The organism is Methylobacterium sp. E-046 (assembly GCF_022829625.1).
Taxonomy (GTDB): domain Bacteria; phylum Pseudomonadota; class Alphaproteobacteria; order Rhizobiales; family Beijerinckiaceae; genus Methylobacterium; species Methylobacterium longum.
In genome coordinates this window covers 1-22,953 of the sequence record NZ_JAKSYP010000258.1, presented here as the reverse complement: position 1 = coordinate 22,953, position 22,953 = coordinate 1, and the positions used below count along the sequence as shown (strand labels likewise).

24 protein-coding genes and 1 pseudogene are annotated in these 22,953 nt (G+C 71.5%); 22 read left to right on the top strand and 3 right to left on the bottom strand.

Translation table 11 applies throughout. The features are described 5' to 3' along the window. The 6 genes from MKK82_RS28625 to MKK82_RS28600 form a co-directional block, all read left to right on the top strand. A partial coding sequence (locus tag MKK82_RS28625; RefSeq protein WP_243987585.1) for a LysR substrate-binding domain-containing protein occupies window positions 1-891 on the top strand: 891 nt, incomplete at its 5' end. Window positions 892-992: 101 nt separating this feature from the next. Further along, window positions 993-2,186, top strand: a complete 1,194-nt coding sequence (locus MKK82_RS28620; protein ID WP_238286898.1) for a CaiB/BaiF CoA transferase family protein — start codon at window positions 993-995, stop codon at window positions 2,184-2,186. Continuing rightward, the gene (locus MKK82_RS28615) at window positions 2,183-3,112 is read left to right on the top strand and encodes a hydroxymethylglutaryl-CoA lyase (protein ID WP_238286896.1); all 930 of its coding nucleotides are present in this window, start codon (window positions 2,183-2,185) and stop codon (window positions 3,110-3,112) included. Before MKK82_RS28620 ends, MKK82_RS28615 begins: the two co-directional genes overlap by 4 nt. Before the next feature lie 271 nt (window positions 3,113-3,383). Continuing rightward, on the top strand, window positions 3,384-4,712 hold the full coding sequence (locus MKK82_RS28610) for an MFS transporter (RefSeq protein WP_238286894.1): 1,329 nt from the start codon (window positions 3,384-3,386) through the stop codon (window positions 4,710-4,712). Window positions 4,713-5,511: 799 nt separating this feature from the next. Then, entirely contained in the window at window positions 5,512-5,919 is a 408-nt protein-coding gene (locus tag MKK82_RS28605) for a MucR family transcriptional regulator (protein WP_238286892.1), read from the top strand. A 2-nt stretch (window positions 5,920-5,921) separates the two neighbouring features. Beyond that, window positions 5,922-6,170 carry a hypothetical protein gene (locus MKK82_RS28600; RefSeq protein ID WP_238286890.1) on the top strand — a complete coding sequence of 83 codons (249 nt, stop codon included), beginning with the start codon at window positions 5,922-5,924 and terminating at the stop codon, window positions 6,168-6,170. Window positions 6,171-6,263: 93 nt separating this feature from the next. Here the strand turns inward: MKK82_RS28600 and MKK82_RS28595 are convergent. Beyond that, a pseudogene (locus MKK82_RS28595) lies at window positions 6,264-7,893 on the bottom strand (inorganic phosphate transporter). A 194-nt stretch (window positions 7,894-8,087) separates the two neighbouring features. Between MKK82_RS28595 and MKK82_RS28590 the strand changes: the two are divergent. The 7 genes from MKK82_RS28590 (at window position 8,088) to phnE (MKK82_RS28560) (ending at window position 14,189) form a co-directional block, all read left to right on the top strand. Next, complete coding sequence (locus MKK82_RS28590; protein ID WP_243987584.1) at window positions 8,088-8,303, top strand: hypothetical protein; 216 nt, start codon at window positions 8,088-8,090, stop codon at window positions 8,301-8,303. A gap of 35 nt (window positions 8,304-8,338) precedes the next feature. Further along, window positions 8,339-9,487 carry a ceramide glucosyltransferase gene (locus MKK82_RS28585; RefSeq protein WP_243987583.1) on the top strand — a complete coding sequence of 383 codons (1,149 nt, stop codon included), beginning with the start codon at window positions 8,339-8,341 and terminating at the stop codon, window positions 9,485-9,487. A 23-nt stretch (window positions 9,488-9,510) separates the two neighbouring features. After that, window positions 9,511-10,245: a DUF1045 domain-containing protein gene (locus MKK82_RS28580; protein WP_238286888.1), complete on the top strand. Its 735-nt coding sequence runs from the start codon at window positions 9,511-9,513 to the stop codon at window positions 10,243-10,245. Window positions 10,246-10,554: 309 nt separating this feature from the next. Further along, on the top strand, window positions 10,555-11,403 hold the full coding sequence (gene phnC, locus MKK82_RS28575; protein ID WP_238286887.1) for a phosphonate ABC transporter ATP-binding protein: 849 nt from the start codon (window positions 10,555-10,557) through the stop codon (window positions 11,401-11,403). Between the two features lie 98 nt (window positions 11,404-11,501). Next, the gene (gene phnD, locus MKK82_RS28570; protein ID WP_238286886.1) at window positions 11,502-12,428 is read left to right on the top strand and encodes a phosphonate ABC transporter substrate-binding protein; all 927 of its coding nucleotides are present in this window, start codon (window positions 11,502-11,504) and stop codon (window positions 12,426-12,428) included. A 13-nt stretch (window positions 12,429-12,441) separates the two neighbouring features. Continuing rightward, window positions 12,442-13,323, top strand: a complete 882-nt coding sequence (phnE, locus tag MKK82_RS28565; RefSeq protein ID WP_243987582.1) for a phosphonate ABC transporter, permease protein PhnE — start codon at window positions 12,442-12,444, stop codon at window positions 13,321-13,323. Beyond that, window positions 13,320-14,189 carry a phosphonate ABC transporter, permease protein PhnE gene (gene phnE, locus MKK82_RS28560; protein WP_238286884.1) on the top strand — a complete coding sequence of 290 codons (870 nt, stop codon included), beginning with the start codon at window positions 13,320-13,322 and terminating at the stop codon, window positions 14,187-14,189. The genes phnE (MKK82_RS28565) and phnE (MKK82_RS28560) overlap by 4 nt, the downstream gene beginning before the upstream one ends. A gap of 159 nt (window positions 14,190-14,348) precedes the next feature. Here the strand turns inward: phnE (MKK82_RS28560) and phnF are convergent, their stop codons facing one another. Continuing rightward, window positions 14,349-15,092, bottom strand: a complete 744-nt coding sequence (gene phnF, locus MKK82_RS28555; protein ID WP_238286883.1) for a phosphonate metabolism transcriptional regulator PhnF — start codon at window positions 15,090-15,092, stop codon at window positions 14,349-14,351. 80 nt (window positions 15,093-15,172) lie between these two features. On the opposite strand from phnF, the gene phnG reads away from it, so the two are divergent. From phnG to phnN, 8 genes are read left to right on the top strand one after another with little or no spacing between them, the layout of a single operon-like run. Next, window positions 15,173-15,634, top strand: a complete 462-nt coding sequence (gene phnG / locus MKK82_RS28550; RefSeq protein WP_243987581.1) for a phosphonate C-P lyase system protein PhnG — start codon at window positions 15,173-15,175, stop codon at window positions 15,632-15,634. A 2-nt stretch (window positions 15,635-15,636) separates the two neighbouring features. Further along, entirely contained in the window at window positions 15,637-16,236 is a 600-nt protein-coding gene (gene phnH, locus MKK82_RS28545; protein ID WP_243987580.1) for a phosphonate C-P lyase system protein PhnH, read from the top strand. A gap of 2 nt (window positions 16,237-16,238) precedes the next feature. Continuing rightward, window positions 16,239-17,345 carry a carbon-phosphorus lyase complex subunit PhnI gene (locus MKK82_RS28540; RefSeq protein WP_238286878.1) on the top strand — a complete coding sequence of 369 codons (1,107 nt, stop codon included), beginning with the start codon at window positions 16,239-16,241 and terminating at the stop codon, window positions 17,343-17,345. Then, entirely contained in the window at window positions 17,342-18,211 is an 870-nt protein-coding gene (locus MKK82_RS28535; protein ID WP_243987579.1) for an alpha-D-ribose 1-methylphosphonate 5-phosphate C-P-lyase PhnJ, read from the top strand. Before MKK82_RS28540 ends, MKK82_RS28535 begins: the two co-directional genes overlap by 4 nt. Continuing rightward, the gene (gene phnK / locus MKK82_RS28530) at window positions 18,208-18,981 is read left to right on the top strand and encodes a phosphonate C-P lyase system protein PhnK (RefSeq protein ID WP_238286876.1); all 774 of its coding nucleotides are present in this window, start codon (window positions 18,208-18,210) and stop codon (window positions 18,979-18,981) included. Before MKK82_RS28535 ends, phnK begins: the two co-directional genes overlap by 4 nt. Beyond that, window positions 18,978-19,685 carry a phosphonate C-P lyase system protein PhnL gene (phnL, locus tag MKK82_RS28525; RefSeq protein WP_238286875.1) on the top strand — a complete coding sequence of 236 codons (708 nt, stop codon included), beginning with the start codon at window positions 18,978-18,980 and terminating at the stop codon, window positions 19,683-19,685. Before phnK ends, phnL begins: the two co-directional genes overlap by 4 nt. Before the next feature lie 11 nt (window positions 19,686-19,696). Continuing rightward, the gene (locus MKK82_RS28520) at window positions 19,697-20,833 is read left to right on the top strand and encodes an alpha-D-ribose 1-methylphosphonate 5-triphosphate diphosphatase (protein ID WP_238286874.1); all 1,137 of its coding nucleotides are present in this window, start codon (window positions 19,697-19,699) and stop codon (window positions 20,831-20,833) included. Then, on the top strand, window positions 20,833-21,363 hold the full coding sequence (gene phnN, locus MKK82_RS28515; protein ID WP_243987577.1) for a phosphonate metabolism protein/1,5-bisphosphokinase (PRPP-forming) PhnN: 531 nt from the start codon (window positions 20,833-20,835) through the stop codon (window positions 21,361-21,363). The genes MKK82_RS28520 and phnN overlap by 1 nt, the downstream gene beginning before the upstream one ends. 156 nt (window positions 21,364-21,519) lie before the next feature. Here the strand turns inward: phnN and MKK82_RS28510 are convergent, their stop codons facing one another. Continuing rightward, on the bottom strand, window positions 21,520-22,383 hold the full coding sequence (locus MKK82_RS28510; protein WP_238286871.1) for an outer membrane protein: 864 nt from the start codon (window positions 22,381-22,383) through the stop codon (window positions 21,520-21,522). A gap of 309 nt (window positions 22,384-22,692) precedes the next feature. Between MKK82_RS28510 and MKK82_RS28505 the strand changes: the two genes are divergently transcribed. Further along, window positions 22,693-22,953 (top strand): GTP-binding protein (locus MKK82_RS28505; protein WP_243984296.1); only part of this gene is annotated, 261 nt, incomplete at its 3' end.

Sequence of the window (22,953 nt, the reverse complement as noted above, 5' to 3'; positions counted from 1 at the left end):
CTGAGCCGCCTGGACCTCAAGACGCTGCGCCTGTTCGCGGCGATCTGCGAGGAGGGCACACTCAACGGCGCGGCGAGACGGGCCGCGATCGCCCCCTCGGCGGTGAGCAAGCGGCTCGCCGAGCTGGAGCACGCGCTGGGCTGCACGCTGCTGACCCGCGAGCCCCGCGGCATGCGCCCGACGCCCGCGGGCGAGACGCTGCTCCACCACACCCGGCGGATGCTCGCGAGCGCCGAGCAGATCGCCCTGGAACTCGCCGAGCACGCCCGGGGGGTGCGCGGCTTCGTGCGGGTGCTCGCCAACCTCTCAGCCATCGTGGAATTCCTGCCCGAGGACCTGCAGGCCTTCCTGGCGGTGCAGCCCGGGATCCGGCTCGGTCTGGAGGAGCGGCCGAGCGGCGGCGTCGTGGCGGGCGTCGAGGACGGGCTGGCCGATCTCGGCATCTGCGCGGGCGGCACCGACACCCGCAGCCTCGTCGCGCACCCCTACCGGTCCGACCGTTTGGTCCTCGTGATGCCGGCCGGTCATGCCCTGAGTGGCCGCGGGGCCGTGGCCCTGTCCGAGACCCTCGACTACGACCATGTCGGATTGCACGCGGAGAGTTCGATCTACGGGGCTCTGCGGGACGAGGCACGGCGGCTCGGCCGGCCGCTGCATCTGCGCATGCATGTTCCGAGCTTCGACGCGATCTGCCGCATGGCGCAGGTCGGGATGGGCCTCGGCACCGTGCCGGAGCATGTCTACGCCTTGCTCGGGCCGCCGATGCGCCTCGCCGCCGTCACCCTGACGGATCCCTGGGCGCAGCGCACCCTGCGCCTCGTGGTCCGCCCCGGTCCCCTGACGCCGGCCGCGACGCTCCTGCTGGAGCATCTGAGGGCAGCCGCGCGCTGATCGCGTGCGTTCTCCGTCGGCGAACGCACGATGGTGCATGGCGGTTGGACCTAAATTGCTGAATGGCAGTAATCACACAATCAATAAAGATGGAGGAGAGAATGTCCGGTCCGCTCAGCGGTATCCGTGTTCTTGAGCTTGGTCAGCTGATCGCCGCGCCGTTCGCCACGCGCCTGATGGCCGAGTTCGGCGCCGAGGTGATCAAGGTCGAGCCCCCGGGTGAGGGTGACCCGCTGCGCAAGTGGCGCAAGATGCACGAGGGCACCTCGCTCTGGTGGTACCTGCAGTCGCGCAACAAGAAGTCGATCGCCGTCAATCTCAAGTCCCCGGAAGGCCTCGACATCGTCAAGCAGCTCGCCCGGAGCGCCGACGTGGTGGTCGAGAATTTCCGCCCCGGCGGCTTGGAGAAGCTCGGCCTCGGCTGGGACGTGCTCTCGGCGCTCAACCCCAACCTCGTGATGGTCCGCATCTCGGGCTACGGCCAGACCGGCCCGTACCGCGACCGGCCGGGCTTCGGCGCCATCGGCGAGTCGATGGGCGGCATCCGCTTCACCACCGGAAGCCCCGAGGCGCCGCCGGCCCGGGTCGGCGTCAGCATCGGCGACACCCTGGCTTCGCTCCACGGCGTCATCGGCGCGCTGATGGCCCTGCTGCGGGTCAAGACCGGGCAGGGTGCGGGCCAAGTCATCGACGTCTCGCTGGTGGAGAGTGTGTTCAACGTCATGGAGAGCCTCGTCCCCGAATACGACCTGCTGGGCGAGGTCCGCACCCGCACAGGTGGCGCTCTGCCGGGGATCACGCCGTCGAACACGTATCCCACCCGGGACGGCGGCTACGTGGTCATCGCTGGCAACAGCGACCCGATCTTCCGCCGCCTGATGACGGCGATCGGCCGGACCGACCTCGCAGAGGATCCGGCCCTGCGCAACAACGCCGGCCGCTCGCAGCAATCCGCCATGCTGGACGGCACGATCGCGGACTGGTCCAGGACCAAAAGTGTCGAGGAGGCGCTCGCCGTCCTCGACGCCGCCGACGTGCCGGCCGGACGGATCTACTCGGTGGCCGACATCGTGGCCGATCCGCACTATCAGGCCCGCGACATGATCCTGCAGGCGGAGCTTCCCGGCGGGACAGCCGTCAAGATGCCCGGCATCGTGCCGAAGCTCTCCGAGACCCCCGGTGAAGTCCGCTGGCAGGGACCGGCCCTCGGCGCCCACACGGATTCCGTGCTCGCCGAACTCGGCCTCGACGCGGCGCGCATCGCCGCCCTGCGCGAGAAGGGAGCCGTGGCATGAGTGGCGACACGCTGATCGTCCAGGAGGTCGCCACCCGCGACGGCTTCCAGATCGAGCCCGCCTTTGTGGAGACGGCGGAGAAGATCCGCCTGATCGACGCCCTCGCCGAGGCCGGCTTCAGCCGGATCGAGGTCTCCTCCTTCGTGTCGCCCAAGGCCGTGCCGGCGCTCGCCGACGCCGCGGACGTCTTCGCCGGGATCCGGCGGCGGCCCGGCACGGTCTACGTCGCCCTGGTGCCGAACCCGAAGGGCGCCGAGCGGGCGCTCGCCGCCAAGGTCGACGAGATCAACCTCGTCGCCTCGGTGAGCGACACTCACAACCATGCCAACATGGGCATGAGCCCGGCCGACTCGATCGCCGGCTTCGCGCGGATCATGGATTCGGTGCGGGGCGCGCCGGTCAGCACCAACGCCACGGTGGCGACCGCCTTCGGCTGCCCCTTCGAGGGAGACCAGCAGGCCGACAAGGTCGTGGCGCAGGTGGAGCGCTACCTGTCCCTCGGCGTCGACGGGGTGACGCTCGCCGACACGACCGGCATGGCCAATCCCCGGCAGGTGGCGCGACTCGTCGCGCGGATCCTGCCCCTGGTCGGCCCCGAGCGCCTGACGCTTCACTTCCACAACACCCGCGGCCTCGGCCTCGCCAACGTGCTGGCCGCCTACGATGCGGGCGCCCGCCGCTTCGACGCTGCCCTCGGGGGCTTGGGCGGCTGCCCGTTCGCACCGGGCGCCACCGGCAACATCTGCACCGAGGATCTCGTCAGCATGGCCCACGAGATGGGCGTACCGACGGGACTGAACCTGGACGCGCTGCTCGGCCTGTCCCGGGACCTGCCCCGCCTCGTCGGCCACGACGTCCCCGGCCAGGTCGCAAAGGCCGGACGGCCCTGCGATCTCCACCCAGCCCCGCCCGCCAGGGCGGCCTGAGAGCCGGTTCGATCCTGGCAACCGCGATCACGCGCCGCGACGGCACAATCCAACCCCGCGCCCTCATCCTGAGGCGCCGGAGCGCAGCGAAGGCCTCCGGGGTCGCGCGGTCGGGCCGGAGGGCTCCTTCGGGTCGGCTTCGCCGCACCTCAGGGTGAGGGTCACGGTCGACGAGGTCGGGTCGAGCGGGATCCAGGATTTCCACGGAAAGCCGCCGGTCCGAAAGCGGCACCGCTCATCACGCGTCCCAAGAAACAGCACGGAGGAAACCATGACCGCAGCCCTGTCGGGGTCGCCGGCGGCCGCCGAGGTCGATGCGGTGTCGGAGGACGGCATCGTCCGCAAGGTCGCGTGGCGGCTCATGCCGCTGATCATGATCTGCTACATGTTCGCGTTCTTCGACCGCATCAACATCAGCTTCGCCAAGTTCCAGCTCCAGAGCGACCTCGGCTTCAGCAACGTCGCCTACGGCCTCGGCGCGAGCATGTTCGTCGTCGGCTACGTGATCTTCGAGGTGCCCTCGAACCTGTTCCTCTACCGGGTCGGGGCGCGGCGCTGGATCGCCCGGATCATGATCTCCTGGGGCATCGCCACCGCCCTGATGATCTTCATCCGCACCGAGTGGCACTTCTACGCCCTGCGCTTCCTGATCGGCGCCATGGAGGCGGGCTTCGCGCCGGGCATCCTCTACTACCTGACCCTGTGGTTCCCGGCCTCGCACCGCGGCCGCATCACCAGCTTCATGTTCGTGGCCTCGGCCTTCTCGGGCATCTTCGGCGCGCCGGTGGCGGGCCTGATCCTCGGCGGTCTCAACGGCGTCGCGGGTTTCGCCGGCTGGCAGTGGCTGTTCCTGGCCGGCGGGCTGCCCTGCCTCGTCCTCGGCGTGCTCGTGCTGACCCGCCTCGACGACCGGATCGCCGACGCGCGCTGGCTCTCCGAGCCGGAGAAGGCGCTCCTGTCGAGCCGCATCGCCCACCACAACCGCGACATCGGCGACCACTCGCTCCTCGGGGCCATCAAGCAACCCGGCTTCCTGATGATCGCGCTGATCTACTTCCTGCTCCAGATCGGCTCCTACGGCCTCAACTTCTGGGGACCGGACCTGATCAAGACCGCGAGCGGCGGGCAGGCCGCCTCGGTCGGCTTCCTCACAGCGATCCCCTACATCTGCGGGGCGATCAGCATGATGGTGATCGGGCGCCTCTCCGACGCCTCGGGCGAGCGGCCGAAATTCGTCGCAGGCCTCGCCATCGCGGCGGCGCTCGGCTTCTTCGGCGCCGGCCTGTTCGACAAGCACATCGTGCCGCTGATGTTTGCGCTCGCGCTGCTGGGCGCCGGCATCGTCGCGTCGATCCCGACCTTCTGGACCCTGCCGGCCAAGCTCGTCACCGGCGTCGGCGCGGCGGGCGGCATCGCGCTGATCAACACCCTCGGCCAGTTCGGCGGCATCGTCAGCCCGGTGATGGTCGGCTGGGTGAAGGACCTGACCGGCTCGACCACGCCGGCCCTCTACGGCATTGGGGTGCTGTGCCTCGTGGCGGCCGGGCTCGCGCTCTTCGCCATGCCGGCGAGCCTGCGGCGCAGCGATCGGGTGATCTGAGACGAACGCGGCGGGCGCCCCCGGATCGACGGGTCACGGGGACGCGCGAGGGCTGTGTGCCGGAAGCCCCCGGGCGCCACGCCCGACCGCTTTCTGAAACGGTGGACGAAAAGCACCGGGCCGGCGAAGCCGCTTCCGCACGCCACCCCACCGATCGGCAGGTGGGCGCAGACGGGATCGGCCACGCACTTGGCCTCCGCCTCCGGCCGGTGCTTCCAGATGCAGTCCGAGACGTGCCTGCCGCGCCCTGGGGGATCCGGAGCGAATGATGTCGGCCGGAAAGAACGTCCGCATGACTGCCGGCATGGCATGTCATGACGGGGCACGGTTCGGCGAACCGCGCAGTACCGGCCCGCGCGTTTCAGGGGGGGCGATCGGTGCATCGGAGCTATCGCCCCCGGGCAATCCGGTGCGTGGCGGTCATCCGCAGCCCCCGAGGCGGGGGCATCCCGCGCGGATCCCTGCCGCCAGGGTTCGAGGGGAGTCGGCCATCGCCGAACTGAGGTTCGGATGCCGATCTCCGCGGCGGAAAACAGTGAACGCCGCAGTAACCAATCCGGATAATCCGCCGATCGCGCCGTGGAGCAAAAAACCTCGCGCCGTCGGACAAACGCCTCCGATCCCATATTGTATATTATCTGCACACTCAAGAAAAGCCAGTTTGGCAACTTGAGGTAAGGTGCCCTCCGGTGCGATCCGGACGTGCACTGGTCTGCCTGAAATCCCTCGGGCACCTGGGCAGATCGCTCGATGCTTGCCGTTGGCCCGAACCTGAATCCTTCAACAGTGATGTCGAGAAATGAACAACTTGAGAGAAATTCCCCCGCATTTCATGTTGCAGCAGGTCGGCGCGATCGTCGCTGCTTATGTGTCCCGGAACGCGGTCGGCGTCTCGGACCTTCCGGGGCTGATCGACCACGTCCACACGGCCATCGCGGTCCTGAAGGATCGCGCCGGCTCGTCTCACGGGGCGGGTCTGGCCCAGCCGGAGGTCGCGGCCTCGATCCAGCAGGACGGGCTGATCAGCTTCATCGACGGCCGGCCCTACAAGACCCTGAAGCGCCACCTCACGGCGCACGGGCTCACCCCCGAGCGCTACCGGGCGCAGTACGGCCTGCCGGCCGATTACCCGATGGTCGCGCCCGGCTACGCCGCCAGGCGCTCGCAGATCGCCAAGGCGATCCAGCTCGGTCACAAGGCCGCCTGACGGTGGCGGTCGGATCTTCGCGGGTCGAGGCTCCGGCGCCCGAGCTGCGTTCGGCTCCGGCGTGCCGGGACACCCTGGAGCGGGTCGCCAGGGCGCTCGGCGTACCGGTCGCGACCTTCTTCCGCGCTGAGGACCAGCCCGATACGGCCGTCGTCCAGGTCGCCGACCTCGTCTGCGCCTTCGGAGCGATCGCGAGTCCGGCCGCGCGCCGGACCTGCCTGGCCTTCGTGCGGGCGATGGCGAGCTTCTGAGGCGTTGAGGGGCGCCTCAGGGGGCAGGGCCATGATCCGTGTCGGAGGCGGGGGCCCGGCCACAGTCGAGCGCGCCTGACCGGGTTCACGGCGTCAGAACACGTGGCGCAGGATGAAGAACAGCCCGGCGGCCAGCATGATGGCGGCCGGCAGGGTGAGGATCCAGGCCAGTGCCATGTTGCGCACCGTCGAGGCCTGCAGCCCCGAGCCGTTGGCCGCCATCGTCCCGGCAACGCCCGACGAGAGGATATGGGTGGTCGAGACCGGCAGGCCGTAGAGTTCGGCCAGCCCGATCGTGCCGGCGGCGACGATCTCGGCCGAGGCGCCCTGCGCGTAGGTGAGGTGGGTCTTGCCGATCTTCTCGCCCACCGTCACGACGATGCGTTTCCAGCCGACCATCGTGCCGAGCCCGAGGGCCAGGGCGACGCAGACCTTCACCCAGCCGGGGATGTAGCGGGTGCCCGCGTTCAGCAGCTTGGAATAGCCCTTCAGCACCGCCTCGTCGGCCTCGGACAGGTCGGCCCCGGCGCCCGGCAGCAGCCGCACCGCGTCGGCGGCGAGGTACATGTCGCTGCGCAGGTTCTGCGTCTGGGCGGCCGGCACCGTGCGGATCGCCCCGTAATTCCTGACGCTGGTGGCGATGTCGTTCGAGAGCGCCGCCAGCGCGGCGTAGACCTGCGGCCGGTTGAGATCCTTGGTCTTCAGCGCCTCCGTCACGGTCCGGCGCGCCGGCGCGGCCTCGGGTTCCGGCGCGCCGGCGGCGCGGGCGGCGAAGACGCGGCTCGCCGCCGTGGAGGCCTGCACGAAGGCGGGGGTCGTGTCGTCCGCCATGGTGCGGTTCAGCGCGTAGGCGGTGGGGGCGGCGCCGATCAGGATCAGCATGATCAGGCCCATGCCCTTCTGCCCGTCGTTGCCGCCGTGGAAGAAGGAGACCAGCGTGCAGGTGAGGATGAGCAGCCCCCGGATCCACAGGGGCGGGGGGCGTATCGCCCTTCGGCGCCTCGTAGAGGTCCCGGCGGCGCACCGCGAATTTCAGGGCGAGCAGCAGCAGGGCCGCCAGCACGAAGCCGCAGACCGGCGAGAACAGCAGCGCCTTGAAGACGTTGCGCGCCTGGCCCCAGTCGACGCCCGCGGTGCCGTCGCCGCCGTTCATCAGCTGGTTGGCGAGGCCGACGCCCAGGACCGAGCCGATCAGCGCGTGGGACGAGGAGTTCGGCAGGCCGAAGGCCCAGGTCCCGAGATTCCAGAGGATGGCCGCGAGGAGCAGCGCGAAGATCATCGCGTAGCCGGCTCCCGATCCGACGTTCAGGATCAGCTCCACCGGCAGCAGCGTCACGATGGCGTAGGCCACCGCGCCCGAGGAGAGCATCACGCCGAGGAAGTTGAAGAAGCCCGACCAGACCACCGCCACGAGCGGCGGCATCGAGCGCGTGTAGATCACCGTGGCGACCGCGTTGGCGGTGTCGTGGAATCCGTTGACGAATTCGAAGGCCAGCGCGATCAGCAGGGCGAGCCCCAGCAGGGCGAAGGCGCCGTACGCCAACGGTGCTTCGCCGACGGCGTTCATGTCGGCGATCAGGCTCACCACCGCGTAGCCGAGCCCTGCCACCAGGACGAGCAGGAAGGCGACGAGGCCCCCCAGAGGCATCCCGTGGTCGAGCCGCGGGCCGCCCTCCGGTCGCCTCCGCGCAACCCCCGACGGCATCACGGCGGAATCGGACATGAAGCCTCGCGCGCTGATTTCTGATGGTCGCCCGGGATTAAGAGGCGGCCATGACGGTCCGGTGACGCGGCGCACCGTCGCCGGGCGTGGCGGATCGCACCGCCCAGCCTGCTCGGTGCTCCCGATCCGCGCACCGCCCGCGCCTTGGTGCTCCCGGCGGCCACACGGGACAGGGCTTCCGTAGGATCGGCTGGATGATCGCCCACGGCGCGGCGGCGCTGACGGGCGTCGCGCGGGTCTACGCTTCCGGTGCCGCCAGGGTGGACGCGGGGGCGCAGACGAACCCGGATCCGGGCCTCGCCCTGCCGGGGACGGCGCGCGGCCTCCCGGGCTGCCGGCGCGCCTTCGGGGCTGCGGTCCCGGCGGCCCTGTCGCCGGCTGTCACACGCCTGACGCGGTCCGGCCGCTAGCCACCGGTTCGCGCACGAGCGAACGAGGGATCCGCATGATTGACGCCACGGTGCCGGCCCTGTCCTTCGGCGCGCTCCTGGCCTTCGTCCAGATCGGCAGCATCGCGGTCGCGGGCCAGCGCCTCGGCAGGAGCCACGGTCCCTCACGGTTTCCGGCGGGGGCGCCTGTCTCCCTGGTGCGGCCGCTCCGCGGGCTCGAAGCCTACAGCGAGGAGATGCTGACCCAGAGCTTCCGCCTCGACTATCCCGCCTACGAGCTAATCTTCTGCGTGGCCGATCCGGGCGACCCGATCGTGCCGATGGTGGAGTGCCTGATCGCCGCCCACCCGCACGTGCCCGCCCGCCTGATCCTCGGCGACGAGCGGGTCAGCGCGAACCCGAAGCTGAACAACTGCCTGCGCGGCTGGCGCTCCGCTGCCCACGACTGGGTGGTGCTGGCCGATTCCAACGTGGCCATGCCGCCCGATTACCTGCAGCGCCTCCAGGCGGCGTGGCGGGGCGGGACCGGCCTGGTCTGCTCCACGCCCGTCGGCGCCCGACCGGACGGCCTCATGGCCGAGGTGGAATGCGCCTTCCTCAACACCCTCCAGGCCCGCTGGCAATATGCCGCCGAGGCCTTCGGGCTGGGCTTCGCCCAGGGCAAGAGCATGCTCTGGCACAAGGCGTTCCTGGACCAGCGGGGCGGCCTCCAGGCGCTCGCGACCGAGATCGCCGAGGATGCGGCCGCCACCAAGCTCGTGCGTGCCGCTGGCCGGCGCGTCCATCTGGTGGCCAGCCCCTTCGAGCAGCCGCTCGGGCGGCGCGGCTTCGCGGAGGTCTGGGCCCGGCAGCTGCGCTGGGCGCGGCTGCGGCGGGTGACCTTCCCGCTGTTCTTCGCGCCGGAGATCGGCAGCGGCGTGCTGCTGCCGGCCCTGCTCGTGGCGGTCTGGGCGGGCAGCCTTGCGGGGATCGCGGGCGCTGCGGGGCTCGTCGCCCTGTGCTATGGCGCCGAGTACCGGCTCGCCGCCCGCGCGGGCTGGCACCGTTCGCCCCGGATGCTGGCGGCCTTCCTGGTGCGCGACGCCCTGATCCCGGCGATCTGGCTGGGAGCCTGGGTGCAGAGCGCCATCGTGTGGCGGGGCAACGCCATGGATGTGCGCCCGCGCCGGGCAGCCGTCGACCGCCCGTACGCGCCGACGGCCTGAACGCGGCGCCCGGGAGGCCAAACGTGACCCGCCGCTACGCCCTCTACTGGTTGCCCGCCCCGGGCTCGCGCCTCGAAGCCTTCGGCAGGGCCGTGCTCGGCATCGACACCGTCTCGGGGGATGCGGTCGCGCATCCGGCGGGTCTGCGTGACCTCGCCGCCGTCACCGCGGGGGCGCGGGTCTACGGCTTCCACGCGACCCTGAAGGCGCCGCTCCGCCTCGCCGCCGGCACCACGGAGGCCGACCTCGTCGCCGCCGCCCGGGACCTCGCGACCGCGCACCCGCCGGTGGCGGTGGGACCTCTGGCGGTGGCAGCACTCGGGCCGTTCCTCGCCCTGGTACCCGAGTCTCCGCCGCCGGGTCTCGCGTTGCTCGCGGCCGAGTGCGTCGCCGCCCTCGACCGGTTCCGCGCGCCGTTAACCGAGGCCGAGCGCGCGAAACGCCGCCTGGACCGCCTCGGCCCGCGCGGACGGGCGCTCCTGGACCGCTGGGGCTATCCCTACGTCTTCGAGGCCTTTCGCTTCCACATGACTTTGACCGACGCCCTGCCGGAGGCCGAGCGCGGCGACTGGCGGGCGCGCCTCACCGAGGCCTACGCCGCCGCGGGTCCCGGGCCCCTGGTGATCGACGCCGTATGCCTCCTGAGGCAAGACGGATCCGAGCCGTTCCGGCTGCTGACGCGCCTGCCCTTCGAAAACACGAGGGACGACGCTCAGGAAGGCACCCAGGAAGGCACCCAGGAAGGCACCCTTGGCTGACCGCGCCCCCGGCCTCGAACCGGCCCTGGATCCCAGAACCCGGATCGAGGCATGCCGGCTCGGCCGCTCCCGAGGATGTCGCCGCGCGCGTGAAACGCCTCGCCTGGTGGAACGCAAGAACACGCGCGCCTGCGCGGGGCGCTTCCGGACTTCCACGCGCTTCCGATCGCCGCATTCCTCGGCCGCTACGAAGCAAGACCCGACTTTTGAACGTATCAATTAAGCCGGCAAAATATCGTGTATTGTATGCGTCATCCAATCGTCGCGTAATGCGCGCTTAGCTGCGGCCCTTCCCCAGCGGATGGATGCATGCTGGTCATCGAGGATCTGACGCGCCAGTACGGCGCTCGCCGCGCACTCGACGGTGTCTCCCTGCGGATCACGCCCGGCAGCTTCGTCGGCGTGATCGGTCGGTCGGGCGCCGGCAAGTCGACACTGCTGCGGCTCGTGAACCGGCTGGCGGAGCCGAGTTCCGGACGCATCCTCCACGACGGACGCGACGTCACGCTTCTGCGGGGCCGCGCCCTGCGGGATTGGCGCACCCGCTGCGCGATGATCTTCCAGCAGTTCAACCTCGTCGGGCGGCTCGACGTGATGACCAACGTGCTGATGGGCCGGCTCAGCCACGTGCCGAGCCACCGGTCCCTGCTGCGCCTCTGGTCCGAGGAGGACCGGGCGATGGCCCTCGCCGCCCTGGAGAGCTTCGACATGGGGGAGTTCGCCGGCCAGCGGGCGGACGGCCTGTCGGGCGGCCAGCAGCAGCGCGTCGCCATCGCCCGCGCCCTGGTGCAGGAGCCCGAGATCCTGCTCGCCGACGAGCCGGTGGCGTCCCTCGATCCCCGCAACACGCGCCTCGTGATGGACGCCCTCGCGGACGTGAACCGGCGCTACGGCATCACGATCCTGTGCAACCTGCACTCTCTCGACCTCGCCCGCGCCTATTGCGACCGCCTCGTCGGCCTCAGCGCAGGCCGGGTGGTGTTCGAGGGCGGCCCGTTCGACCTGACCGAGGATGTCGCCCGCCGGCTCTACGGCCTGGAGGCCGGCGAGGTGCTCGACGACTCGGCCGCGCGCGAGGCCGAGCAGCGGGCGGCGATGCCGGGCCGGCTCGGCATCGTGCCGGCCCGGCCCGTTCGCGAGGCCGCCCTCGGCGCCTGAGCCAGGCCCTCCACGGCCCGATGACGACGGATCGGGAATCCTCTGGGCGGCCCCGGCCGGCCGAACCCGCGACCTACGCCGACACGAAGGACGACACGATGATCACCCGACGCATCCTCGCCGCCGCCGCGGCGCTCGCCCTCCTCAGCCTGCCGGCCGCCGCCCAGGACTGGAAGGCGCAGTATCCCGAGCTGACCCTGGCGGTGATCCCGATGGAGAACGCCAGCGGCACAGTCGACCGCTACGCGCCCCTGGCGACTTACCTGACCCAGGCGGTCGGCGTGCCGGTGAAGCTGCGGGTCGCTAGCGACTACGCCGCCGTGATCGAGGGCCAGCGGGCCGGCAACATCCAGCTCGCCTTTTACGGGCCGGCCTCTGTCGCCCGCGCCGCGATGACCGGCGTGAAGGTCGAGCCGATCGTCAGCCCGCAGCACGAGACCGGCGCCGCGGGCTACTACTCGGTGATCTACACGCTGGCCTCCGGCCCCTACCGGGCGATCGAGGATCTGAGGGGCAGGAACCTCGCCCTGGTCGATCCCAACTCAACCTCCGGCAACCAGGCGCCGCGCTTCTTCCTCAAGCGCGCCGGCTACGACGTGGACAGGTTCTTCGGCAAGGCCGTCTTCGCCGGCAGCCACGAGAACGCCGTCCTGGCATTGACTCAGGGCACGGTGGACGCCGCCGCCAACCTCTGGAATTCCGAGACCGACTCGATCATCACCCGCATGATCACGAAGGGCATGCTGAAGCGGCCCGACGGCACGCCGATGCAGAATTCCGACTTCCGGGTGGTGTTCAAGTCCGACTTCCTGCCGGAAGGACCCTACACCATGCTGGCGACCCTGCCGGAGGACCTGAAGGCGAAGATCCGGGAGGCCTTCGTCGCCCTGCCGAAGGCCGACAAGGCCGCCTTCGACCGCCTGTCGGACGGCAAGGACCAGGGCCTGAAGCCGGTGACGCTCAAGGATTACCAGCCGATCATCGACATGCTGCGGTTCAACGACGAGCAGCGCAAGAAGTCCTGACCGGGACACGGCCATGCGCGGCCTGACGAAGCTGGCGCCGGAGCGGGAGGCCGCCCTCTCCGGCCACTACGCGGCGGCGACCGGTGCGGCGCGCTGCCGGACGCTCCTGGGCTTCGCGGTGGTGGCGACGCTGGCGATCCTCGCCGGCTACGCCGCCGAGGTGCGGCCGCTGGTCCTCGCTGAGAATATCGGCCAGTTCACCGCCTACATCCGGCAGATCCTGCCGCCGGTCGGTCTCGACCATCCGGTCGCGGATCTGCGCGCCTGGTACTGGGGCCTGCCCAGCTGGCTCGCGCTCCTGGGCGAGACCCTGCTGATGGCCTATCTCGGCACGCTGCTGGGGGCGCTCGCGGGCTTCGCACTGAGCTTCGTCGCCGCCGCCAACCTCGTGCGGTCGCGCCTGCTGCGGATCCTGGCCAAGCGCTTCCTGGAGATCTGCCGCACCGTCCCGGAGGTGGTGTTCGCGCTGCTCTTCGTGATCGCCTTCGGCCTCGGGCCGATGGTCGGCGTGCTGGCCGTCGCGATCCACACCACCGGGGCGCTGGGCAAGCTGTTCTCCGAGGTGGTCGAGAACATCGACATGCGCCCCGTCGAGGGTCTGTCCGCCTCGGGGGCCTCCTGGGTCGAGACCGTTCGTTTCGCGGTGCTGCCGCAGGTGCTGTCGAACTTCGCCTCCTACGGGCTGCTGCGCTTCGAGATCAACGTGCGCGGGGCGGCCGTCCTGGGTTTCGTGGGTGCGGGGGGCATCGGCCAGGAGTTCCTGGCCGCAATCCGCAACTTCTACTACGCGGACGTGGGCGCGATCCTCGGGCTGATCATCCTGACCGTGGTCTGCATCGACCTCGCCACCGAGCGGGTCCGCCACCGGCTGATCGGCCCGGAGCAGGCCCGATGAGCGGGGCCCGCTCCGGAGCCCTGCGGGCGACCGCCCGGGCCGACCTCGCGCGGCTGCGCGCCCGTTACCCGGAACAGTTCCGCGCGGACCGGGCCGCGCGGGCGCGCCTCATCGTCGGGCTCGGCGCCGTCGCGGGGCTCGCTGCCCTGGCGTGCTGGCGCCTCGACGTGTCGCTGCCGCGGATCCTCCACGGGATGGGGCGCCTCGGCACCTTCGCGATGCTGATGCTGCCGCCGTCACCGGAGGGGCATCTGCGGATCTTCCTGCACGCGCTGGGCGAGACGCTCGGCATCGCCTTCCTGGGCACCCTGACGGCGGCGATCCTGGCCTTCCCGGTGGCGTTCCTGGCCGCCCGGAACGTCGTGCCGAACCCGTTCGCGCGCTTCGCGTTTCGCCGCGGCCTCGACGTCCTGCGCTCGGTGGACGTGCTGATCTGGGCGCTGATCTGGATCAACGTCGTCGGGCTCGGCCCCTTCGCCGGCCTGCTGGCCATCGCGTGCTCCGATGTCGGGGCCCTCGGCAAGCTGTTCTCCGAGGCGATCGAGACCTGCGACCGCCGCGCCGGCGAGGGCGTCGTCGCGTCGGGCGGCTCGACCCTCCACCGCATCCGCTTCGGGCTGATCCCCGGGGTGCTGCCGGTGCTGGCGAGCCAGGTGCTGTACTTCTTCGAGTCGAACACCCGCTCGGCGACGATCATCGGCATCGTCGGCGCCGGCGGCATCGGCCAGTACCTCACCGAGCTGATCCGGGTGCTGGAGCTGAAACAGGTCGCCTTCCTGGTGCTGATGATCCTGGTCACCGTGGCGGCGATCGACTGGGTCTCGACCCGCCTGCGCCGGGTAATCATCGGGCCGGCCGCGCGCTGAAGGGGGATCGGGGCGGTATCCCCTACCCGTGCCCCCATCCGGGGCCCGCCTCAGCTGGCCTTGTAGGAGCCCTCCAGTGGTCACGTGGCTGGCTTGAGGCCCCCGCCTCCCGCCGGCACCTCGGGATGACGGCGAGGCAAGGGAGGGGGTGCGCCCGCGTTACCCGCCGATCACCAGCTCCACCCGGTCGGCGGCGAACAGGGTGCGGTTCGCCTGGATCGGCGCGCCCGCGGGGTCGACGTTGACGCTCGACACCACGAGGACGACGCGCCCCGGCGCGATGTCGAGCCGGCTCGCCTCCGCGGCATCCGCAGGGCGGGCGCGGACGCGGGTCGAGAGCCGGGTGTAGTCGGCGACGCCGCAGGCCGCGAAGGCCCGGGTGATCGAGCCGCGCGCGGCATAGGCCTCGCTGAAGCCGGAGAAGCGCGGCAGCGGAAGCCACGTCAGTGCCGTCGAGAGCGGGGCGCCATCCGCCCGGTGGACGGTCAGGAGTTCCAGCACCGGCGTGCCGGGCGCCAGCGCCAGCGCCGCCGCCTGCTCGGGGGCGGCGGGAACGGTCGCGGCGGCGAGCAGGTCGCCCCAGGCTTCGCGCCCCGCCCCGGCGACGATCTCGGAGAAGCGGGTGCGCGTCCCGATCGGGTAGGACAGGGGCGCGCCCTCCACGAAGGTGCCGCGGCCCTGGCTGGCGCGCACGAGGCCGTTCTCCGCCAGCGACGCCAGCGCCCGGCGCACCGTGTGCCGGTTGACGGAGAAGCGCGCCGCCAGCGCGGATTCGGTGGGCAATTGCTGCCCGGCCGCGTAACGCCCCGCCGCGATCTCGACGCTCAGCGCGTCGGCGATCTGCCGCCAGGCGGTCAGCCCTTCGCCCCGGACGAGGCCGGGTGCCTGCTCCTGCGCATCCATCCTGTCATCCAAACTTCATTTGCCCCCGCTACGCCAGTTGTCTACACGACTATACAACAGCGATGCGGAGGAAGTCGCCGATGACGACGAGCCCGGAGCAGGACGGCGAGGTCGCCGCGCGGCAGGCCGTGATGGCGCTCTGCGCCGAAGCCGGACGCGACGCTCTCGAAGCGGCTGTCGCGGCCCTCGGTGCACCGGTGGCCGAGGATCTGCGGCCCGCGGAGACCGGGCTCGTCATGGCCACGGGCCGGATCGGCGGCGACGGACGGCCCTTCAACCTCGGTGAGGTCAGCGTGACCCGGGCCGCCATCCGCCTCGACGGCGGCCGGATCGGCTTCGCCTACCATCTCGGCCGCGACCGCCGGAAAGCCCGCCTCGCCGCGATCCTCGACGCCCTCTGGCAGGATCCGGCCCGGCGCGGCCGGGTCGAGGCGGCCCTGGCGCCAGCCACCGCACAGTCCGAGTCCGCGCGCCGACAGGCCGCCCGCCGCACGGCGGCGACCCGAGTCGACTTCCTGACCCTCGCCCGCGGGGAGGATTGAGCATGCTGGCTCCCGGTCTCGCCGACCCGGTCCACGACGCGCAGGGGACCTTCCGCGCCGTCATGGACGTGCTCGCCCGGCCGGGGCAGGTGCGGGCGCTGACTCCCGGCCTCGCTGCCGGCCTGGCGCCGCCGGAGCCCCTGACGCTGGAACTCGCCGCCGTCGCGCTGACCCTCACCGACGCCGATACGCCGGTCTGGCTCGACGCGGCGCTGGCGGCGGTGCCCGCGGTCGCCGCGTATCTGCGCTTCCACACCGGGGCGCCCCTCACCGACGACCCGGCCCGGGCGGCCTTCGCGCTGATCCGCGACCCGGCGCGCTGCCCGCCGCTCAGCCGCTTCGCGCCCGGGACACCGGCCTATCCCGATACCTCCACGACCCTGGTGCTCGCCCTCGACACCCTCATCCCCGGGACGGGGCTGCGCCTCTCGGGACCGGGCATCCGGGGCGAGGCCCGCATGGCGCTGGCGCCCCTGCCCGAAACCTTCGCGACGCAACTGGCGGCGAACCGGGCGGACTTCCCCCTGGGTGTCGACCTGATCCTCTCGGCACCCGGCCGCGTCGCCGGCCTGCCGCGCTCCACCGTGGTCACGGAGGCCTAGCCATGTACGTGGCCGTGAAGGGCGGCGAGGCCGCCATCGACAACGCGCATCGGCTCCTCGCCGAGGCGCGCCGGGGCGACCCCGCGATACCGGAACTCTCCGTCGCGCAGATCCGCGCGCAGATGGCGCTGCTGGTCGACCGGGTGATGACCGAGGGCTCGCTCTACGATCCCGACCTCGCGGCGCTGGCCCTCAAGCAGGCCCGCGGCGACGTGGTCGAGGCGGTGTTCCTCGTCCGCGCCTACCGGACGACGCTGCCCCGCTTCGGCGCCTCCGTGCCGGTCGAGACCGGCGCCATGACGGTGGAGCGCCGGATCTCGGCCACGTTCAAGGACCTGCCGGGCGGGCAGGTGCTCGGGCCGACCTTCGACTACACCCACCGGCTGATCGACTTCGCGCTGGCCGCCGAATCCGAATGCGAGCCCGCCGCAGAGGCCGAGCCCCGCGCCGATGCCGGCACCTGCCCGCGGGTCACCGACCTGTTGGCCCAGGACGGCCTGATCGAGCCCTCGCCCGCAGACGACGGCGCGCCGGTCGGCGACCTCACCCGCGAGCCGGTGGACTACCCCGCCGACCGGGCCCTGCGCCTCCAGGCGCTGGCCCGGGGCGACGAGGGCTTCATCCTGAGCCTCGCCTACTCGACCCAGCGCGGCTACGGCCGCACCCACCCGTTCGTGGGTGAGATCCGGGTCGGCGCGGTCGACGTCGCGTTCGTGCCGGAGGAGCTGGGTTTCGCGGTGCCGCTCGGGCGCGTCCGGCTCACCGAGTGCCAGATGGTCAATCAGTTCAAGGGCTCGGGCGCGGCGCCGCCGCAATTCACCCGGGGCTACGGGCTGAGCTTCGGGCAGAGCGAGCGCAAGGCCATGGCCATGGCCCTGGTGGATCGGGCCCTGCGGGCGGAGGAACTCGGCGAGCCGGTGGCGAGTCCGGCCCAGGACCAGGAATTCGTGCTGGCCCATTGCGACAGCCTCCAGGCGACCGGCTTCGTCGAGCATCTGAAGCTGCCCCACTACGTCGATTTCCAGGCCGAGCTGGAGCTGGTCCGGCGCTTGCGCGCCGCGTTCGAGGAGACATCCGACGCCGCCGGGATGCAGGAGGCCGCCGAATGAGCGCCGCGATCGCGCAGCGCCCGGAGCGCGAACCGGGCTACAACTTCGCCTATCTCGACGAGGGCACGAAGCGGATGATCCGCCGGGCCATCCTCAAGGCCATCGCGGTGCCGGGCTACCAGGTGCCCTTCGCGTCCCGCGAGATGCCGATGCCCTACGGGTGGGGGACCGGCGGCGTGCAGGTGACGGCCGCGATCCTGGGCCGCTCCGACGTGCTCAAGGTCATCGACCAGGGCGCCGACGACACCACCAACGCGGTCTCGATCCGCCGCTTCTTCGCCAGGACCTCCGGGGTGGCCACCACCACCCGCACCGCGGAGGCGACGATCATCCAGACCCGGCACCGTATCCCCGAGACGCCGCTCTCGGAGGGGCAGGTGCTGGTCTATCAGGTGCCGATCCCCGAGCCCCTGCGCTTCCTCGAACCGCGCGAGACCGAGACGCGCCAGCTCCACGCCCTGGCCGAGTACGGCGCCATGCACGTCAAGCTCTACGAGGACATCAGCCGACACGGGCACATCGCCACCACCTACGCGTACCCGGTGGAGGTCGCCGGCCGCTACGTGATGGACCCGTCGCCGACGCCGAAATTCGACAATCCCAAGATGGACGATTGCCCCGCCCTTCAGCTGTTCGGCGCCGGCCGCGAGCGGCGGATCTACGCGGTGCCGCCCTACACGCGGGTGCGCAGCCTCGACTTCGAGGACCATCCGTTCCGGGTGCAGGAATTCACGCAGCCCTGCGCGCTGTGCGGCGCGAGCGGCCACTACCTCGACGAGGTGGTCACCGACGATTCCGGAGGCCGGATGTTCATCTGCTCCGACACCGACATTTGCGAGACCCGCGTCGCCGAGGTGGCCCGATGAGCGCGCCGCTCCTCTCCGCCCACGGGCTGACCAAGGCCTACGGCAGCCGGCTGGCCTGCGCGGGCATCGACCTCGACGTCACCGAGGGCGAGGTGCTCGCCATCGTGGGCGAATCGGGTTCGGGCAAGTCGACGCTCCTGTCGCTGCTCGCGGGTGAATTGGCACCCGATTCGGGTGAGGTCCGCTACCGGATGCGCGAGGGCCGGACCCGGGCCCTCGCCGATCTGGGAGCCGCCGAACTGCGCCGGCTGATGCGCACCGACTGGGGCTTCGTCCGCCAGGACGCGCGCCAGGGGCTGCGCATGGCGGTCTCGGCGGGTGGCAATGTCGGCGAGCGGCTGATGGGGATGGGCGAGCGTCACTACGGCCGGATCCGTGGCCAGGCGCTGGACTGGCTCGGCCGGGTCGAGATCGAGGCGGGCCGCGTGGACGATCCGCCGAGCCAGTTCTCCGGCGGCATGCGCCAGCGCCTGCAGATCGCCCGCAACCTCGTCACCGGGCCGCGCCTCGTGCTGATGGACGAGCCGACCTCAGGCCTCGACGTCTCGGTCCAGGCCCGGCTCCTCGACCTGATCCGGCGGCTCTCGGCGGAGCTGGGGCTCGCCGTGATCATCGTCACCCACGACCTCGCGGTGGCGCGGCTCCTGTCGCACCGGATCGCCGTGATGCGGGCCGGCCGGGTGATCGAGACCGGCCTGACCGACCGGGTGCTCGACGATCCCGAGCACGCCTACACCCAGCTCCTCGTCTCCTCGGTGCTCGCCGCATGACCGCGCTCCTCACCTTCCAGGACGTCGCCAAGAGCTTCACCCTGCACCTGCGCGGCGGGATCGTGCTGCCGGTCGTCGGCGGCGTCAGCCTCGCGGTGGAGCCCGGCGAGTGCGTGGTGCTCGGCGGTCCGTCGGGGGCGGGCAAGTCCTCGCTCCTGAAGATGGCCTACGGCAATTATCGCTGCGACGCCGGCGCCATCCTGGTCCGCGACGGCGGGGCCGCGGTGGACGTGGTGCGCGCCGATCCGCGGGCGGTGCTGGCGCTGCGGGCGCGGGTCATCGCCTACGTGTCGCAGTTCCTGCGGGTGATCCCGCGGGTCTCGGCCCTCGACGTGGTCGAGGCGGCCGGCCGCGAGGGCGGGTTGTCCGAGGAGGCGGCGCGCGCCCGTGCGAAGCATCTGCTCGCCCGGCTCAACCTGCCCGAGCGGCTCTGGGACCTGCCACCCGCGACCTTCTCGGGGGGCGAGCAGCAGCGGGTCAACATCGCTCGGGGGTTGATCGCCGACCGGCCGCTCCTGCTCCTCGACGAGCCCACCGCCTCCCTCGACCCGCGGAACCGGGCCGTGGTGGCCGACCTCGTCCGCGAGAAACTGAAGGCCGGGGCCGGTGTGCTCGGCATCTTCCACGACAGCGAGATGCGCGACGCTGTGGCGACCCGGGTGGTCGATGTCACCCAGTTCGCGCCGCAAGCCCGGGCAGCCTGAGGACCGGACCCATGGACGACTTCATCCTCGAGAACGCGACCCTGGTCCTGCCCGACCGGGTGCAGCGCGGCTGGCTCGCGGTCTCGGACGGGGCGATCGCCGAGATCGGCGCGGGCCGCCCGCCCGCCCGCGGCCTCGATTGCGGCGGCGACCACCTGATCCCCGGGCTGATTGAGCTGCACACCGACCACTTGGAGAGCCACTACGCGCCGCGCCCCAAGGTCCGCTGGCACCCGCTCGGCGCCGTCCTGGCCTACGACGCGCAGATCACCGCCTCGGGTATCACCACGGTGTTCGATTCGCTCCGTGCCGGCAGCGATCCGGACGGCAGCGGCCTCGGCTCCGAGCTGGAGCAGCTTGCCGGCGCCATCGCCACCGCGCGGGCCGGCGACCTGTTCCGGGCGGAGCACTTCACGCATCTGCGCTGCGAATTGCCCTCCACGGACGTGCTCGACACGGTGACGGCCTTCACGGCCCGCTACCCCGTCGGTCTGATCTCGCTGATGGACCACACGCCGGGCCAGCGGCAGTTCCGCGACATGGAGAAGTACTACACCTACGCCACCCGCGGCGGCCGGCCCATGAACGAGATCCGCGCCAACACGGAGCGCAAGATCCGCGACGGGCAGGCCCTGACCGCGGCGAACCGGCCGGCCCTGGTTCAGTTCGCCCGCGCGAGGGGCATCCCCCTCGCGAGCCACGACGACACCACCCTGGCGGATGTCGACCTGGCGGTCGGCGAGGGCGTGCGGCTCGCCGAGTTTCCGACCACGTGCGAGGCGGCGGAGGCCGCCCACGGCCGGGGCATCACCGTCATGATGGGCGCGCCGAACCTGATCCGCGGCGGCTCGCATTCCGGCAACGTCGCGGCCCTGGCGCTGGCCGAGGCCGGGCACCTCGACATCCTCTCGTCGGACTACGTGCCGGCGAGCCTCCTGATGGCGGCCTTCCTGCTGCCCCAGCAGGCCCCCGGGATCACCCTGCCGGAGGCGCTCGCCGCCGTCACGGCGAACCCCGCCCGGGCCACCGGCCTGACCGATCGGGGCGCCCTCGTGCCGGGGCTCCGCGCCGATCTGGTGCGGGTCCGGCTGGCCGAGGGCGTGCCGGTGGTCCGCGAGGTCTGGCGCACCGGAAGGCGGGTGTCCTGATGCCGGGCTGCCTCGTCCTCGTGGTCGGCCCGAGCGGGGCCGGTAAGGACACGCTGATCCGGCTGGCCCGGACCGCGCTGGCCGACGATCCGCGCTACGTCTTTCCCCGCCGCCTCGTCACCCGGCCCCCGTCGGCCGACGAGGACAACGACGAGATCGACGAAGCCGCCTTCGCGGACGGCTGCGCGGCCGGGCGCTTCACCCTGAACTGGCGCGCCCACGGCCTCGGTTACGCCCTGCCGGCCGAGGCCGGCCGCCTCGCCGATGCGGGTCGGGTGGTGGTGTGCAACGTCTCGCGCCGCGTCGTCGCCCAGGCGCGCGCGGCGGGCCCGCGGGTGAGCGTCGTCGAGGTCACGGCGCCCGCCGACATCCTGGCCCGGCGGCTGGCCGCCCGCGGCCGTGCGGCGGACGGCGACCTCGCCGCGCGGCTCGCCCGCGCGGTTCGGGTGGAGGCCGACCTGACCATCCACAATGTCGGGACGCCCGAGGCGGGGGCGGAGCGTCTGGTGGCGCATCTGCGCGCCTGCTGAGGCCGCAGGCGGACCCGGCGACGCCTCGCAGCCCTCGGTACGCGCCATGAAAACGGGTGGGCGCCATGAAAACGGGCGGGCGCCGCTACCGGCACCCGCCCTGGTCATGAAATCCGGACATGGGAGCCGGAAGACCGGCTCCCGGCCGCGAAGATCCTAGAAGCCGCCGAACTTGTAGTTGAAGCCGGCGCGGACGATGTTGCCCTCGGTCCGGAAGCGCGAGATGTACGACCCGGTGCCGACGCCCGGGAGGGCGGCGACCAGCACGTTCTGGCTGCCGAGGTCGTAGTGCACGTACTCGGCCTTGAGCGTCAGGGCGTCGTACTTGATGCCGAGGTAGCGGCCGAGCGCGAAGGTGTTCAGGAAGCTGTCGGTCGGGATGGCGAATTCGATGCCGCCGCCGTAGGCGAAGCCGGTCTTGAGATCGTCGTAGCGGCCGACGAACTGCAGGGCGCCGTCGGGACGGTAGAAGTTCGCCGCGTGGAAGACGCCGCCGTAGGCTAGGCCGCCCATGCCGTACACCATGACGCGGTCGAAGGCGTAGCCGACGCGGCCCGTCAGGGTGCCGAGCCAGTCGAGGCTGGAACGGAACTGGCTGATGTTCGGCGGACCACCGGCGACGTTGCCATTGCCGAGCACGACCCGGTTTTTGGTGATGTCGGTCCAGTCGATGCTGTTGGCGATACCGACCACGATGCCGGAGCCCGGCGTGAACTGGTAGTTGTAGCCGGCGGTCCCGCCGATGTTGGCGAAGCCGTCCTGCGTGGTCGAGGTCACGAGCGGACGACGGCCGGCCGTGACGTTCTGGGCGTTGGCCGGGAGAACGCCGAGCGTGGTGATGCGCTCGCGGTCGGTGAACGTGTAGGCCGACTCGAGGCCGGCGTAGAAGCCCGTCCAGCTGAACACCGGCACCGGCGTGAAGACCGGCGGCGGGGCGACCCGGCGCGGCAGGTCGGCAGCCGAGGCGGCCGTCGTGACCAGGGCCGTGGCGGCGCTGGCGAGGAGGAGCTTCTTCATCATGGGGGCGGATCCGGTGCCTGATCGATGTTGGGCACAGTTAAGCTCGGCGGCCCGCATCCCGCTATGCCCTCCGCGCCACACTGTGGCTTGAAAGCGCCCCATTATTGCTGAGCATTGCTAACTCGGCGGTTCACGACCGGGCGGTGTGGCTTGACAGCGACGCCGCAGGTGGGGCTCCCGAGCGCCCCGGATCTTGATCCCCGGCGGCCGACCCTCTAAGCGAACCGCGTTTTGCGCTCCTGTCCGAGTGCGGGGCGGCCGACCAGGATCCGGGGCCCCCGTGTGGTCCCTGCCGCAGGAATGGGAATCATGGGCAAGGAAAAGTTCTCCCGCACCAAGCCGCACTGCAACATCGGCACGATTGGTCACGTTGACCACGGCAAGACGTCGCTGACGGCTGCGATCACGAAGGTGCTTGCGGAGACGGGCGGGGCGACGTTCACGGCCTACGACCAGATCGACAAGGCTCCGGAGGAGAAGGCGCGCGGGATCACGATCTCGACGGCGCACGTGGAGTACGAGACGCAGAACCGTCACTACGCGCACGTGGACTGCCCCGGCCACGCCGAC